The sequence below is a fragment of the Sorangium sp. So ce726 genome, assembly GCF_051521405.1.
Taxonomy (GTDB): domain Bacteria; phylum Myxococcota_A; class Polyangia; order Polyangiales; family Polyangiaceae; genus Sorangium.
Genome location: NZ_CP150349.1, coordinates 7,732,337 through 7,746,312, shown reverse-complemented (window position 1 = coordinate 7,746,312; position 13,976 = coordinate 7,732,337). Strand labels below are relative to the sequence as shown.

At 69.4% G+C, this 13,976-nt stretch carries 12 protein-coding genes; 10 read left to right on the top strand and 2 right to left on the bottom strand.

All coding sequences use genetic code 11. The annotated features are described in order from the left end of the window. The first annotated feature begins 9 nt into the window (after window positions 1–9). The 9 genes from WME79_RS28815 to WME79_RS28775 all read left to right on the top strand — a co-directional run bounded on the left by WME79_RS28815 (window position 10) and on the right by WME79_RS28775 (window position 9,825). On the top strand, window positions 10–1,632 hold the full coding sequence (locus tag WME79_RS28815; RefSeq protein WP_437521234.1) for an MFS transporter: 1,623 nt from the start codon (window positions 10–12) through the stop codon (window positions 1,630–1,632). Between the two features lie 110 nt (window positions 1,633–1,742). Continuing rightward, on the top strand, window positions 1,743–2,840 hold the full coding sequence (locus WME79_RS28810; protein WP_437521231.1) for a PfkB family carbohydrate kinase: 1,098 nt from the start codon (window positions 1,743–1,745) through the stop codon (window positions 2,838–2,840). Continuing rightward, entirely contained in the window at window positions 2,837–3,478 is a 642-nt protein-coding gene (locus tag WME79_RS28805) for a bifunctional 4-hydroxy-2-oxoglutarate aldolase/2-dehydro-3-deoxy-phosphogluconate aldolase (protein ID WP_437521228.1), read from the top strand. Before WME79_RS28810 ends, WME79_RS28805 begins: the two co-directional genes overlap by 4 nt. 179 nt (window positions 3,479–3,657) lie before the next feature. After that, window positions 3,658–5,121 (top strand): hypothetical protein, encoded by a 1,464-nt coding sequence (locus WME79_RS28800; protein WP_437521225.1) that lies wholly within the window; start codon window positions 3,658–3,660, stop codon window positions 5,119–5,121. A 44-nt stretch (window positions 5,122–5,165) separates the two neighbouring features. Beyond that, window positions 5,166–6,092: a type I pantothenate kinase gene (coaA, locus tag WME79_RS28795; RefSeq protein WP_437521223.1), complete on the top strand. Its 927-nt coding sequence runs from the start codon at window positions 5,166–5,168 to the stop codon at window positions 6,090–6,092. 21 nt (window positions 6,093–6,113) lie between these two features. After that, window positions 6,114–6,983, top strand: a complete 870-nt coding sequence (locus WME79_RS28790; RefSeq protein WP_437521220.1) for a hypothetical protein — start codon at window positions 6,114–6,116, stop codon at window positions 6,981–6,983. Between the two features lie 126 nt (window positions 6,984–7,109). After that, the gene (locus WME79_RS28785) at window positions 7,110–8,429 is read left to right on the top strand and encodes a cytochrome P450 (RefSeq protein ID WP_437521217.1); all 1,320 of its coding nucleotides are present in this window, start codon (window positions 7,110–7,112) and stop codon (window positions 8,427–8,429) included. Window positions 8,430–8,736: 307 nt separating this feature from the next. Continuing rightward, window positions 8,737–9,186, top strand: a complete 450-nt coding sequence (locus WME79_RS28780; protein WP_437521215.1) for a hypothetical protein — start codon at window positions 8,737–8,739, stop codon at window positions 9,184–9,186. A gap of 45 nt (window positions 9,187–9,231) precedes the next feature. Further along, the gene (locus WME79_RS28775) at window positions 9,232–9,825 is read left to right on the top strand and encodes a hypothetical protein (RefSeq protein WP_437521213.1); all 594 of its coding nucleotides are present in this window, start codon (window positions 9,232–9,234) and stop codon (window positions 9,823–9,825) included. 63 nt (window positions 9,826–9,888) lie between these two features. On the opposite strand, the gene WME79_RS28770 is transcribed toward WME79_RS28775, so the two are convergent. Together WME79_RS28770 and WME79_RS28765 are read right to left on the bottom strand one after the other, a co-directional pair. After that, entirely contained in the window at window positions 9,889–10,971 is a 1,083-nt protein-coding gene (locus tag WME79_RS28770) for an AraC family transcriptional regulator (RefSeq protein WP_437521210.1), read from the bottom strand. A 15-nt stretch (window positions 10,972–10,986) separates the two neighbouring features. Next, window positions 10,987–11,961 (bottom strand): sigma-54 interaction domain-containing protein, encoded by a 975-nt coding sequence (locus tag WME79_RS28765; protein ID WP_437521207.1) that lies wholly within the window; start codon window positions 11,959–11,961, stop codon window positions 10,987–10,989. 209 nt (window positions 11,962–12,170) lie between these two features. Here WME79_RS28765 and dauA point away from each other — a divergent pair, with 209 nt between their 5' ends. Next, window positions 12,171–13,964, top strand: a complete 1,794-nt coding sequence (gene dauA / locus WME79_RS28760) for a C4-dicarboxylic acid transporter DauA (RefSeq protein ID WP_437521204.1) — start codon at window positions 12,171–12,173, stop codon at window positions 13,962–13,964. The last annotated feature ends 12 nt before the right edge of the window (window positions 13,965–13,976 follow it).

Below are 13,976 nucleotides of genomic sequence, written 5' to 3'. Positions count from 1 at the left end.
GCCGGCGCCATGTCCCGCACTCGCTGGACCATCTGTGCGCTCCTCTTTTTTGCGACGACGATCAACTACCTTGATCGGCAGCTGTTCTCCCTGCTGATCCCGTTCTTCGAGAACGAGCTGAAGCTCGGGCCGACGGACCTCGCGCTCATCAACGTGAGCTTCCTGCTCGCCTACGGCTTCGGCATGGTGTTCGTCGGTCGCTGGATCGACCGCGTCGGGCCGCGCAAGGGGCTCAGCGCGACGTTCCTGCTCTGGAACATCGCCTCGGCCGGCCACGCCATCGTCGGCAGCTTCGCCGGCTTCGCCGGCATTCGCTTCCTGCTCGGGGTCGGCGAGGCCGGCAACTTCCCGGCCGCCGTCCGCACCGTGGCCGAGTGGTTCCCCAAGAAGGAGAGGGCGCTCGCGACCGGGCTGTTCAACTGCGGCTCGAACGTCGGCGCCATCCTGGCCCCGCTGCTCGCGGTGCGCATCGCGGAGGCGTACGGATGGCGGACCTGCTTCCTCATCCTGGGCGGCGTCGGCGTCGTGTGGATCTTCTTCTGGACGCGCCTCTACCGGCGGCCCGAGGAGCACCCGAAGGTATCGCCCGAGGAGCTCGCGCACATCCGCTCCGATCCGAAGGAGGCGACAGAGTCCCTCGGCGTCGGCGAGGTGTTCGGGATGCGGCCCGTGTACGCGGTCGCGGCGGCGAAGTTCTTCACCGACGCCCCGTGGTGGTTCTACCTCACCTGGCTGCCGAAGTTCCTTGTCAGCGAGTTCAACCTGAAGCCGACCTTCATGGCCTACGCCATCCCCGTCGTGTTCCTCGTGGCCGACGGCGGCGCGATCGGCGGCGGCTGGTTGTCCTCCAGGCTCATCGCGAGCGGCCGGTCGGTCGGCACGGCGCGGAAGCTCGCGATGCTGGCGTGTGCGCTCTCCGCGGTGCCCGTCATGTCCGTCGGGCTCCTCGTCGATGTCCCGAGCGTCGCGGGCATCCCCACGATCTACGTCGCGGTCGCGATCCTGTCGCTCGCCGCGGCAGCGCACCAGGGCTGGAGCAGCAACCTCTACACGCTCGTCTCGGATGCCCTCCCGCGCCCGGCGATGGCCACGGTGGTCGGCGTCATGACCGCGTTCGGCGTCGTCGGCGGAGCGCTCTTCCAGGTCTTCGTCGGCTGGGCGCTCACGGCCACCGGCTCGTATGTCCTGCCGTTCCTGCTCGCGGGGACGCTGTACCTCGTCGGCCTGCTCGCGCTGCACGTCATCCTGCCGCGCGTCGAGCCGGTCGCGCCGAAGCGGCGCGTGCCGAACGCGGCGATCATCGCCGGCGGCCTGGCGATGCTCGCCAGCATCGCGGGGCTGCAATTCGCCCTCAACCGTCCTGCGTACACCTCTGTCGACCAGTACCGAACGACGCGGCCGGCCCAGCTGAAAGCGACGGGCGCGCCGGTCGAGGGCCCCGCCGCCCACGTGGGCTGGATGGACGCGCGCTGGTACCTCTGGCCGACGGCCGCGGGGACCAAGGCGGAGCTCGTCAAGTTCGACCGCGATGGGCGGCCCATCGTCGAGGGGAAGGGCGCTGCCGCCAAGGGCTACACAGGCCCATCTGCCGCGGAGGTCGAGTCGTCCCGCGCGCCAGGAGGCGATCGGTAATCACCGCCATCGGGGCGCCTCATCGCATCTCCGCGATGGCGGCTGCCCCTTTGAGCCCTGCTTGTCCACCAGCTCTTCGGCCATGCGGCCCGTACCCCTGCAAGTCATCCATGTCCTTCACGCTCCGTGATCCTTCCACCTGTCGCTGGGATCTCGTGTCCCTCGGCGAGGTCATGCTGCGCCTCGATCCCGGCGACGGGCGGATCTCCACCGCCCGCAGCTTCCACGCCTGGGAGGGAGGCGGCGAGTACAACGTCGCCCGCGGCCTGCGCCGCTGTTTCCGGCTCAGGTCGGCCATCGTGACCGCCCTCGCGGACAACCCCGTCGGCCGCCTGCTCGAGGACCTCATGCTGCAGGGCGGCGTGGACCTCACGCACGTTCGCTGGGCGACGCACGACGGCGTGGGGCGCCTCGTGCGCAACGGCCTGAACTTCACCGAGCGAGGCTTCGGCATTCGCGGTGCGGTCGGCCTCTCGGACCGTGGCCACACGGCCGCGTCGCAGCTGAAGCCCGGCGAGATCGACTGGGATGCGATCTTCGGCGCCGAGGGCGCGAGGTGGTTCCATACCGGCGGCATCTTCGCCGCGCTCTCCGAGACCACGCCTGGCGTGGCGAAGGAGGCGATGGAGGCGGCCAGGCGGCACGGCGTCGTCGTCTCCTACGATCTCAACTACCGTCCGTCGCTCTGGAAGTCGATCGGCGGTCAGGCCCGCGCGCAGGAGGTCAATCGAGCGCTCGCGCCGTACGTCGATGTGATGCTGGGCAACGAGGAAGATTTCACGGCTGCCCTGGGCTTCGAGGTCGAGGGCGTCGACGATGGGCACGCCAACCTGCGCGTCGGCGCGTTCGAGAGCATGATCGAGCGCGTCATCGGGGTGTTTCCGAACATCCAGGCGGTGGCGACGACGCTCCGTGTGGCGACCTCGGCGACGCGCAACGACTGGAGCGCGGTGCTGTACCAGGGCGGCCAGCTCTACAAGGCACCGGAGCGCAAGGATCTGGAGATCTTCGATCGCGTGGGCGGCGGCGACTCGTTCGCCTCGGGGCTCATCTACGGCTTCCTGACGGGCAAGGGGCCGCAGTGGGCGGTCGATTGCGGCGCGGCGCACGGGGCGCTCGCGATGACGACGCCCGGCGACACGACGATGGCGACCCTCGACGAGGTGCTCAAGGCGATGAAGATGGGCACGGCCCGGGTGGACCGATGAACAAGCAATCTGTGCTCGAGTGGATCGCGCGTGGGCGCATCGTCCCTGTGGTGCGCGCCGGCTCGGCCGACGAGGCGCTGCAGGCGGTCGAGGCCCTTCTCGAGGGGGGGATCGACGTGCTCGAGATCACGATGACCGTGCCCGGCGCGGTCGAGGTCGTGCGCGAGGTCGCCGCGCGCCACGGCGAGCGGGCGCTCGTCGGCGCGGGGACGGTGCTCGACGCCCGCACCGCCGAGGCGTGCGTCGAGGCCGGGGCGCGCTTCGTCGTCAGCCCTGCGCTCGACGAGGGGACGGTGAGGGCGTGCGTCGCGATGAACGTCGTCCACGCCCCTGGCGCGCTCACGCCCACCGAGGTCGTGGCGGCGCACCGGGCGGGCGGAGACGTCGTGAAGGTGTTCCCGTGCGACGCCCTCGGCGGCGCCTCGTACCTCAAGGCGCTCAAGGCGCCTCTGCCCCATATCCCGCTCATGCCCACGGGCGGCGTGACGCTGCAGAACGTGGGCGCCTTCTTCGCGGCGGGCGCGGTGGCGGTCGGCGTTGGTGGCAACCTCGTGGATCTCAAGCTCCTGCGCGACGGGCGGCGCGACGAGCTCGTCGCCCGCGCCCGTGCCTTCTGCGACGCGGGCCGCGCATCTTGAAGAAGCGCGCAGGCGGCGCGGACGCCGTTCGCCGCCTCGACCCCGGCTGCTCTGCCGGGGAGACGGCTGCGGCGCCCGGGCTGTGAGCTGCGCGGTGCGACGTAAAACTTGGCTGAACTCACAATTTGCGGCGTTTGCAGGGGATTCCCGGCGCCATGGATAACCCAGGGGCTTCGAACATGAATCAATCGAAGGTTGCGAACCTAGTCGGTGCGTCGATTTTCTTCGTGGCGGCGGTCGCGCACGCCCAGACTCCCCCGCCGGCGCCGGCGCCGGCGCCGGACGCGGCCGCTCCGCAGGCCGCTGCGCCGGCCCAGCCGGCGGACGCGCAGGCGCCGGCCACGCCGCCTGCGGACGTGGCTGCTCCGGCGGCTCCGCCGGTGGAGGCCGTCAAGAAGGATCCCGTTCCGGTGACCTCCAAGTGGAAGGCCACGATCTACGGGATGGCGGAGTTCGACATCATGCACGACTCCACCCAGAGCTTCGGCGAGTCGGTGGGTGCCACGGTGATCCAGCGCGATGACACCTACGCTGGCTCGCACGGCCGCACGCACTTCACGGCGCGGAACTCGCGGTTCGGCGTCAAGGTGAGCGCGCCCGAGGTGTCCGGCATCAAGGCCACGGCCATGCTGGAGCTCGACTTCTTCGGCAATCAGCCGCCCACCGTCTCGGAGGCCTCGCTGGTCAGCAGCGGCACCTTCCGTTTGCGTCAGGCCAACATCAAGGTCGAAACGGACTACGTCGACCTGTTGATTGGACAGGGCTATCACCTGTTCGGGTGGCAGCCGTACTTCTTCCCGGCCACGACGTCCTTCTTCCCGGTGATGAACCAGGTGTTCGGGCGGATGCCGCAGCTGCGCGTCGGCCACAACTTCAAGGGCGACGCCGCCAACGTGGAGCTCGCCGCTGCCGTCCTCAAGCCGCCGCAGCGCGACTCCGAGGTGCCGGACATGCAGGCGGGGTTGAAGGTCGGCTTCAACGGCTGGAAGGGGATCCACACGCTCGGCGCAGGCGGGATGCTGCACGATCCGCTGACGCTCGGCGTCTCGGGCATTTTCCGCAAGTTCAGGGTCAACGAGCACACCGCGGCCCCGGTCGAGTCGAGCTCGGCCAACGGCTACGGCATCTCCGTCGATGCGCTGCTCCCGATCATCCCGGCCAAGTCGCTGGAGGAGTCCGGCAACGCGCTGACGTTGACCGGCTCGTTCTTCACGGGCACGGGCATCTCGGACGTGGTCGGCGTCGCGAGCAACGTGCCGCACCCGGCGCTCCCTGAGGAGGGAGCGACCTATACGCCGAACATCGACAACGGCCTCGCGGTGTACGACGCGAACAACAACCTGAAGACGATCGGTTGGACGGGGTTCATGGTCGGGCTCCAGTACTACCTGCCGCCCTCGGGGCGCTTCTCCATCTCCGGCAACTACACCCAGGGTTCGAACGACCGGGTGACCGAGGAGAACGGCTACGGCGCGCTCCGCACGGCCTACCACAAGTCGCGCTACATCGACGCGAACCTGTTCGCCGACATCACGCCGGCCATCCGCGCGGGCCTCTCCTTCCAGCGCTCGGAGCAGACCTTCGCGGACGACGTGACCGCGACCAACGAGCGCATCAAGCTGTCCCTCTACAGCTTCTTCTGAGCGACGACGGTGGGCGGGAGGCGTACTATCGCTCCCGACCGACCATGGATGCCGTCACGACCTACGAGGTCTTCTCCGCCGCGCAGTGGGCCGGCCTGCGCGCGGCCACGCCGCTCCCCCTCACCGAGGCCGACCTCGTGGTCCTTCGGGGCCTCAACGATCGGCTCTCGCTCGACGAGGTCGCGACGATCTACTTGCCGCTCTCACGGCTGCTCAACCTGCACGTCGGCGCGGCGCAGCAGCTCCGCCGCGTGAAGGACACATTCCTCGGCCGCCCCGTCGGGCGGCGGCCTTTTGTGATCGGCATCGCGGGCTCAGTCGCGGTGGGCAAGAGCACGACCGCGCGCGTGCTGCAGGCGCTGCTAGCGCGGTGGCCCGATCACCCACGGGTGGATCTGGTGACCACCGACGGCTTCCTGTACCCCAACGCGGTGCTCGCCTCGCGCGCTGGCCTGCACCGCAAGGGCTTTCCCGAGAGCTATGATCTGCGGCGGCTCGTGCAGTTCCTCGCCGACCTGGAGGCCGGCGTCGAAGCGATTGACGTGCCGGTGTACTCGCACGCCACCTACGACGTGATCGCAGGGAACGTGCAGACCGTGAGGCAGCCCGACATCGTGATCCTCGAGGGGCTGAACGTCCTGCAGGGCCCCGACCGCGCCGCGGCGATCGCCGTCAGCGACTTCTTCGACCTCGGGATCTACGTCCACGCGGACGAGGCCGACCTCGAACGCTGGTACATCGAGCGCTTCCTCACGCTGCGGGCCACGGCGTTTCGCGACCCGTCCTCCTATTTTCACCGCTATGCCGCGATGGGCGACGACGAGGCGCGCGCCTTCGCGCTCCAGATCTGGCGCACGATCAACGGCCCCAACCTCACCGAGAACATCCTGCCGACGCGCGCGCGCGCGGACGTCGTGCTCGAGAAGGGGCCTGACCACACGGTGCGCGCCGTGCAGCTCCGCCGACTCTGATCCAAGAAGAGGATTGTTGCCATGGACTGGAAAGAGAGTTGTCGCTCCCGCCTTCGTCAGCACCTCGACGTGCACGGTGACATCGCTCCGCCGTGGGAGCGCTTCCCCGACTACGAGCGCTACACGATCGGCTGGCGCATGGGCTCTGGTGAAGACTGGTTGGGGATGTGGGGCGTCTTTCTCGAACAACTCGCGCCGGACCGCGAAACACGCATCGCCTACCTGCGACGCCACCCTCCCGCGCCGATCACCTGGGCAGAGGCCGTTCACAAGGTGTTGCACCCGACGGATGATCGGGCAGATGACGAGGACGGCGACGGGGAGGACGACGACGAGGAGGACGGCGACGAGGAGGACCCGATCGCGGCCGCCTCGCGTCGCTCGGCGCTTCTGGAGCAGGGGTTCATCGCGGTCGACGTCTCCTTCACCATCTGGCTCAGCCAGCAGGACGGCGTGCGTTGGCCATGGGAATCGTACGAGACGCCCGAGAAGGCGGCCCGCTACAACACCCGCGAATTCTGGTTCTGGTCGCGCCAGGTCGTCGAGCTCCGACGAGGCGACGGATGGATGCCTCCCGCCGTGCCGGAGGGTTGGCGAGCGTGCGCGACCGCGCTCGCGAGCGGCGACGCAGGTCCGATCGAGCCTCGCGACGGGCTCCTTTCGCTGGCTCGACTGCTCTGCGCCGGGTACGTCAAGGCGCCTTGGCAGCTCGGCCTGGAGCTCGCCGATTTCGCCGATTCTTTTGAGGACGACATGGGTTATGTCGACGCGTTTCGCTTGTGGGGAATGTCCGCCTTCGACGACGCCCACCAGCTGCGTCGCTACCTGGAGGCCACCCAAGTCCCGCCGGGCTGGGAGGCCTGGATCGCGGAACATTTCCCCGTGGATTGAGCGGCGGCGCCGGTCTGGCTGACTCGACCTGGATCCGCCGACCTGACAAATCCTCTCATTACGTTGTCATTCAGCGGAAAATTGAACAGGTAGGCGGGGAGACAGGGAGACTGGTATCCTCCGCCCATGCCCACCTTACCGCCGGGACCGCGCAGCCGGTTATGGAGCCTGATCGGCTACCTCCGGGATCCCATTGGCTGCATGGTGCCACTCGCGCGGAGGTACGGCGATCCCTTCTCGTTTCCCGGCAAGCCACCGATGGTGTGCACCGGGGATCCCGCCGGCATCAAGGCCATCTACGCGGCGGAACCCGACGCGTTCGCCCCTCTGTCGAAGCACATGGCCGTGTTCCTCGGCCGCACGTCGCTTCTCCTGATCGACGGCGCCGAGCACCGCCGGCTGCGCAAGCTCATGATGCCGCCGTTCCATGGGGCGCGCATGCGTGCCTACGGCGAGGCGATATGCCACCTGGCCGAGCGGCGCACCGCGGGCTGGGGGCCGGGCCAGCAGGTCACGGCGTACGAGGTCGCGCAGGAGATCTCGCTCGACGTCATTCTACAGGCCGTCTTCGGCGTGAGCGAGCCGGCGCGCAAGGCCGCGCTCGCCAGCCTGCTGCTGGAGCTCATCGACGGGCTCTCTCCTCTCCTCGTGCTCTTCCCGTCGTTACGGCGCGAGCTCCGTGGGGTCGGCCCCTTCGCGGCGTTCCTGCGGCGGCAGCGCCTCCTGCACGAGCAGCTCCGCGCTCTCATTGCGGCGGCGCGCGCGGCCGGGCCGCGCGAGGACATCCTGAGCCTGCTGGTCCAGGCGCGCGACGAAGACGGCCAGCCCATGACCGACGAGGAGGTCATGGATCAGCTGATCTTGCTGGTGATTGCCGGGCACGAGACCACGGCCATCTCGATCGCGTGGGCCCTCTATGCGTTGCACCGGCCCGAGAATGCCGCCGCTCTCGAGCGGCTTCGCGCCGAGCTGGGGGCGCTCGGGCCCGACCCGGAGGTAGAGAAGCTCGACAAGCAGCCGTACCTCGAGGCCGTATGCCATGAGACCCTGCGGCGCTTTCCGCTTGCGCCGGCGCCGAGCCCGCGCAGGCTGCTGCGTCCGCTGGAGCTGATGGGTTACACATTGCCAGCTGGCGTGGGGGTGAGCGTGGCCATCGGAGTCGCGCACTTCCGCGAGGACCTCTACCCCGAGCCACTGCGCTTCCGTCCCGAGCGTTTTCTTGAGCGCAAGTTCACGCCCTTCGAGTTTGTGCCGTTCGGCGGCGGGGCGCGGCGCTGTCTTGGCGCAGCTCTGGCTGGCTATGAGATGCGGTTGGTGCTCGGGACGATCCTGCGGCGCTTCCGGCTGCGGCTCGCGTCGCTGCGACCCGACACAGGGAAGGTGCGCGCCGCCAACGTCGGGCCGGCGCACGGAGTGCGGATGATCGTCGAGGAGCGGCTAGCGTAGGTCCCCGGAGCGGACCGGGGTAGCTGCAACCCGGGTCGGGTCGGCCAACCTGGGTCGGGTCGGCCAACCTGGGTCGGGCTGGCTCCAACCTGGGTCGGGCTGGCTCCAACCTGGGTCGGGCTGGCTCCAACCTGGGTCGGGTCGGCCAACCTGGGTCGGGTCGGCCAACCTGGGTCGGGTCGGCCAACCTGGGTCGGGTCGGCCAACCTGGGTCGGGTCGGTGGCGGCCGGCGGCGTGGCCGAGCGGGCCAACAACTTGGCCGTACGGGCAAAGGCCGGCGCCAGCCGCGGCGCGTAGCTTCCCGGCATGTTGCTCGCCGCTCACCGCACCTCGCGCTTCCTTCAGACCCGCGCCCTCGTGGCTGCTGCCCTGCTGGTCGGGCTCGTGGCCGCCGGCGGCTGGCTCGTAGTCCACCCCGCCGCGCATCCTCGGACGCACGCTGACCGGAACGTCGCGGGAGACGCGCCGCCCGGCAGCCCGCTCGGCGACCTATCGAGATCCCTCGGCGACCTCGCGCCCGTGGTCGGCATCGTCGAGGAGCGGCTCGCGGCAGGGAGTTACACCTACCTCGCCGTGCGGCCGGACGGCGGCAGCCCGATGTGGGCCGTGACCCTTGGCAGCGGACAGCCGGTGGGCGCGCGCGTCTCGGTCAGGAGCTTCGGCCGGCGCACGGAGTTCACGTCTCGCCGCCTGCAGCGGACCTTCCCCGTGCTCGTCTTCGGCGTCGTCTCGCCCGCGCGCGTCGACGAGCGCTGATTCGCACCCGACAACATCACCCTCTTTCCTGTCATGAGGTCCATCATGTCTCGAATCGACTTCTCCCTCTCTCGCGTCGCGCTTGTCCCGTTCCTCGTTGCGGTCGCCGCCCTCGTCCCGGCTTGCGGCGCGGACGACCAGGAAGCGACACAGGGCAACACGAGCGGCGGCTCGGGCACGCAGACCGCCGCCTCCGAGTTCACGTGCACCGATGACGATCTGCAGAGCGCGCCGTTCGGGGGGCCCGGGTTCGCGGACGGCGCGCTCACGGGCGCCGCGCAGGACGCCTATGTTGTCTCGTCGACCCTGCTCTGGCTCAAGCCCGACGAGGCGGCGCAGCGGAGGTTCGGCGAGCTCATGGGGCCCCTCCTCACCCAGCTGCCCGCGCAGGAAGGGCTGATCGGCTTCACGCTGGGAACGTCGGCGAAGTGCGGCTATGCGCGGACCATCACGGTGTGGAAGGACGAAGAGGCGATGGGGAAGTTCGTGATGTCGGACGCCCACCTCTCGGCGATGAGCGCGTCGAGCGCGGTCAGCGTCCACGGCGTCGTGACCCAGTGGACCGTCGGCGCTGCCGATCTCCCGCTGTCGTGGGAAGCGGCGAGAGAGAAGGTCGCCGCCGCCGAGATATCGTACTGAGGCCGGGCGCGCTGGACGGCCGCGGCCCCAGGCCCCGGGCCAGGTGGGCTATCGCCTCGGCGGTCACCCGTCGTCCACCTCGCCGTCCACGCCAGCTGCGGCGCGGCGCCCCCGGCCGCCGCGCGCCTCCTCACGGAACCGGCCGGGCGTCCTCCCTGACCAGCGCTTGAAGGCCCGCGCGAAGGCCGTCACCTCCGAGAACCCCAGCAAAAAGGCGATCTCCGACATCGACGTGTCGCTCTCGCGGAGCAGCTCCTCGGCGGTCTGACGGCGCACCTCGCTGACGATCTGCCGTAACGTCGTCCCCTCGTCCTCGAGGTGCCGCCGCAGCGTGCGCTCGCTCGCCCCGAGCCGCCGCGCGACGGCGGTCGCCGAAGGCTCGCCCGAGGCGAGGAGGTGCGCGATGACGTCACGCACCCGATCGGACATGGGCGACGCGTCGGCGACGCGACGGCGGCGGAGCTCCTCCGCGTGCTGGTGGAAGAACGCGCTCAGGGCAGGGTTCGCGTCGCGAGGCACGAGATCCAGCAACGACGCTGGGAAGGCGAAGCCATCGCGGGGCGCGTCGAACTCGACAGGACAGCGGAAGAAGTCCCGGTGCGCGGCGAGATCGCGCGGCGCTGCATGGCGGAAGTTGACCCGGAGCGGCGAGAACTCGACGCCAGCGCACTGGCGGAAGCAACGGAGGTGCACCGCCAGGCTGCACTCGGTCGCGATGCGTGCGCCGAGCGTGAAGCGGGGTGACCGGTGCAGCTCCGCAAACGGCGCGTCCCGGTCCGTCGCGTAATCGATCACCCAGCGCGGTGTATCCGCCAGGAGCACCATGTAGCGCTCGACTCGGTCGAGCGACTCACGGGCGCTCGTGCTCGTCATGACCGCGAAGCCCATGACGTGCATTTCCTCCATGCGCGTCCGCGCGGCGAGGTGGATGGGCGCTCCGGCATCGTCGAGCGCGCGTACCACGTGCGCCCACAGGGCGTCGAACGACGTCACCGGCAAGCGGCTGTCCGCGTCGCGCAGCGACTCGGCGGAGATGCCGGCGACCTCGAGAAGATCGCTGTGGCGGAGGCCGCGAGATGCGGCATACGAGACCACCCGGCCGGCGATGGCCGTGGACACCGTGGGCCGCGACGGGGAAGACGACATGGCCGAGCGACTCTATCACCCGACGTGGCCCGCGAGACGAGCGGGGTGAGCCCAGCGGGCGAGGTGCCGCTGGATCGTGCGAAGGCTGATACCGAGCCTCTCCGCCGCCCTGGAACGGTTGCCACGCTCCAGCGCCAGCGCCGCGTCAAGGATCTTCCGGATGGACTCGTCCAGCGTGGCGTCGAGCGAGATCTCCAGCACGTGATCACCTCCGGTCACCGACGCCGAGGGAGCTTCGCTGACCGGAGCCACCTCCCTGATCGGCCTTGGGAGGTCGCGCACCCGGACCTGCTTCCCCGCGCGCAGGAGCGTGACCAGCTCGATGACGCTCCGGAGCTCGCGGACATTGCCCGGCCAGTCGTGTCGGCGCAAGGCGTCCATCGCCGCCCTCGTCATCCGTGCCGGCGGCGTCCCGTGCTTGGCAGCGAGCTGCTTCAGGAACAGGCGGACGAGCGGCGGAAAATCCGCCTGTCGCTCCCGGAGGGGCGGCACATCGAGCGTGACGCCCTGGATACGATAATAGACATCGGCCCGGAAGCGCCCGGCCTTCACCTCCTCCTCCAGCGGCCGCAGCGTCGCGCAGACGATGCGCGCATCGACAGAGATCTTCTCGGTCCCACCCACGCGCATGAACTTTCGGTTCTCCAGGAAGCGCAGGAGCTTTGCCTGGACCGATATGGGCATCTCGCCGATCTCGTCGAGGAAGAGCGTACCGCCGTCCGCCGCCTGCAGCTTTCCGCGCGTCTTCTCGACCGCCCCGGTGAAGGCGCCTCTCTCGTGACCGAACAGCTCGCTCTCGAAGAGCGGCTCCGGCACGGCAGCGCAGTTGATGGGGATGAAGGGACCCGAGCGCCGGAGCGATAGATCATGAAGCTGGCGAGCGAGCACCTCCTTGCCAGTCCCGCTCTCTCCGACAAGCGAGATCCCCACCTCCCTCGGAGCGACCATCCGAAGAACGCGGCCGAGCTCCCGCATCGCAGATGAGCGCATGACGGGCTCGATGACCGCGTCAAGTTGTCGAGATCGCCTGGGCACAAGAATTTTATAGCGACAATTTGTCGTGAATCCAGTTCCATCCCGCAGTTCACCGTGAAACGGCGCGAATTGCGCGACCAACAGAGGACATCGTCGCGTGGCATCGATGTTGCTCATCATCCGATGTTGCTCAGCATCCAGGAGCATTCGATGGAGGTATGACGATGTCGTTCAGGTCCGAGCGCGTCGCTCCAGCGATCGACCGGCCGGGCCAGGGCGGCGACGCGCCCCGGCCGCCCGCCTCGCAGCCGGCTCCGGCGCGGCATCGGATCCCGGTGGCGTCGGCGCTCCGGCGCTGCCTTGGCAAGGGGTACGGCCTCGGGGATCTCCAGGCCGACCTCCTGGCAGGCACCGTCGTCGGCGTCGTGGCGCTCCCTCTCTCGATGGCCCTCGCCATCGCGGTGGGGGCTCCCCCTCAGCACGGGCTCTACACGGCGATCGTGGCCGGCGCGCTGGTGGCGCTGCTGGGCGGTTGCAAGTTCCAGGTGACCGGCCCGACGGCGGCCTTCGTGGTGATCCTCGCGCCGATCGTAACGGAGCATGGGCTGGCCGGCCTGATGACAGCGGGGCTCCTGGCCGGCGTGCTGCTCGTGATCATGGGGCTCGTGCGGCTCGGCCGGCTCATCGAATACATCCCGCATCCGGTGACCACGGGCTTCACCGCCGGGATAGCCACCGTGATCGCGACGCTTCAAGTGAAGGACGTCCTGGGCCTCCAGGCCGGGCCGCTCCCGGAGCACTACACCGCCAAGGTGGCGGCCTTGTGGGCGGCGCGCGGGACGGCCGATCTCTTCGAGCTGGCCGTCGCCGCCTCGACGCTCGCCCTGCTCTTGCTTGTCCCCCGCGTCATCAAGAAGGTGCCGGCGCCGCTCATCGCCATCACCGTCGTGTCGCTCGCCGCGGCGGTCGTCGACGCGGTTTACCCCGCGTTCTCCGTGGCGACGATCGGCAGCCGCTTTCGCTCCACCGTCGGTGGCGTGGAGATCGCCGGGATCCCGTCGATCCTCCCGACGCCCTCGCTGCCGTGGGGCGATGGGCTCTCGCTCGAGCTCGTGAGGGAGCTGCTCCCCGCCGCCTTCGCTATCGCCATGCTCGGCGCCATCGAATCGCTGCTGTCGGCGGTCATCGCCGACGGCATGACAGGGACCAAGCACGATCCGGATTCGGAGCTCATTGGCCTTGGTATCGGGAACATCGTTGCGCCGATCTTCGGTGGTATCGCGGCGACCGGAGCGCTCGCGCGGACGGCCACGAACATCCGGGCAGGCGCGCGCTCCCCGATCGCGTCCGCGACCCACGCCATGGTCGTCCTCCTGTCGATCCTCGTCTTCGCCCCGCTCGTGACCTACGTCCCCATGGCGTCGCTGGCGGCGCTGCTGCTGCTCGTCGCGTGGAACATGTCCGAGCTCCACCATTTCATTCGCATCGTGAAGCTCGCGCCGAGGAGCGATGTGTTCGTACTCCTGACCTGTTATGGGCTCACCGTCATCCTGGACATGGTGATCGCGGTGTCGGCCGGCGTGATCCTCGCTGCCATCCTCTTCATGCGCCGGATGGCCGAGCTGACGGGGAGCCGAACGGTGCTGGACGCCGCCGGCGGTTCGAGCGAAGTCGAGCTCCCGAGGCGGGTCGCCCTCTACGAGATCAATGGCCCGCTGTTCTTCGGCGCCGCCCAGAAGGCGATGGCGGCGCTGCACGCCATCCGTGGGGACAGCTACGAGGTGATGATCCTCCACCTCGGCAAGGTGCCGTTCATCGACAGCACAGGGTTCATCGCCCTCGAGAACGCGCTCGACGGGCTCGCGCGGCGCCAGAAGGCGGTGATCCTGGCCGGTCCGTTGCCCAGGCCTCGCGAGATCTTCGACAAGGCGCGCCTCCCGGAGCGGTCCCAGCGCGTGTACGTCACGGAGGATCTGGCGGCGGCGATCCGCCTCGCCGGCGAGCTGGTGAGCGGCTGAGCGGTCGCCCGG

Excerpts from the sequence above, each read along its gene's own strand:
- coaA (WP_437521223.1), top strand. The coding sequence starts at position 5,166 with ATGGATGCCGTCACGACCTACGAGGTCTTCTCCGCCGCGCAGTGGGCC.
- WME79_RS28775 (WP_437521213.1), top strand. The coding sequence starts at position 9,232 with ATGTCTCGAATCGACTTCTCCCTCTCTCGCGTCGCGCTTGTCCCGTTC.
- WME79_RS28780 (WP_437521215.1), top strand. The coding sequence starts at position 8,737 with ATGTTGCTCGCCGCTCACCGCACCTCGCGCTTCCTTCAGACCCGCGCC.
- WME79_RS28800 (WP_437521225.1), top strand. The coding sequence starts at position 3,658 with ATGAATCAATCGAAGGTTGCGAACCTAGTCGGTGCGTCGATTTTCTTC.
- WME79_RS28765 (WP_437521207.1), bottom strand. The coding sequence starts at position 11,961 with ATGCGCTCATCTGCGATGCGGGAGCTCGGCCGCGTTCTTCGGATGGTC.
- WME79_RS28785 (WP_437521217.1), top strand. The coding sequence starts at position 7,110 with ATGCCCACCTTACCGCCGGGACCGCGCAGCCGGTTATGGAGCCTGATC.
- WME79_RS28810 (WP_437521231.1), top strand. The coding sequence starts at position 1,743 with ATGTCCTTCACGCTCCGTGATCCTTCCACCTGTCGCTGGGATCTCGTG.
- WME79_RS28815 (WP_437521234.1), top strand. The coding sequence starts at position 10 with ATGTCCCGCACTCGCTGGACCATCTGTGCGCTCCTCTTTTTTGCGACG.
- dauA (WP_437521204.1), top strand. The coding sequence starts at position 12,171 with ATGTCGTTCAGGTCCGAGCGCGTCGCTCCAGCGATCGACCGGCCGGGC.
- WME79_RS28805 (WP_437521228.1), top strand. The coding sequence starts at position 2,837 with ATGAACAAGCAATCTGTGCTCGAGTGGATCGCGCGTGGGCGCATCGTC.
- WME79_RS28790 (WP_437521220.1), top strand. The coding sequence starts at position 6,114 with ATGGACTGGAAAGAGAGTTGTCGCTCCCGCCTTCGTCAGCACCTCGAC.
- WME79_RS28770 (WP_437521210.1), bottom strand. The coding sequence starts at position 10,971 with ATGTCGTCTTCCCCGTCGCGGCCCACGGTGTCCACGGCCATCGCCGGC.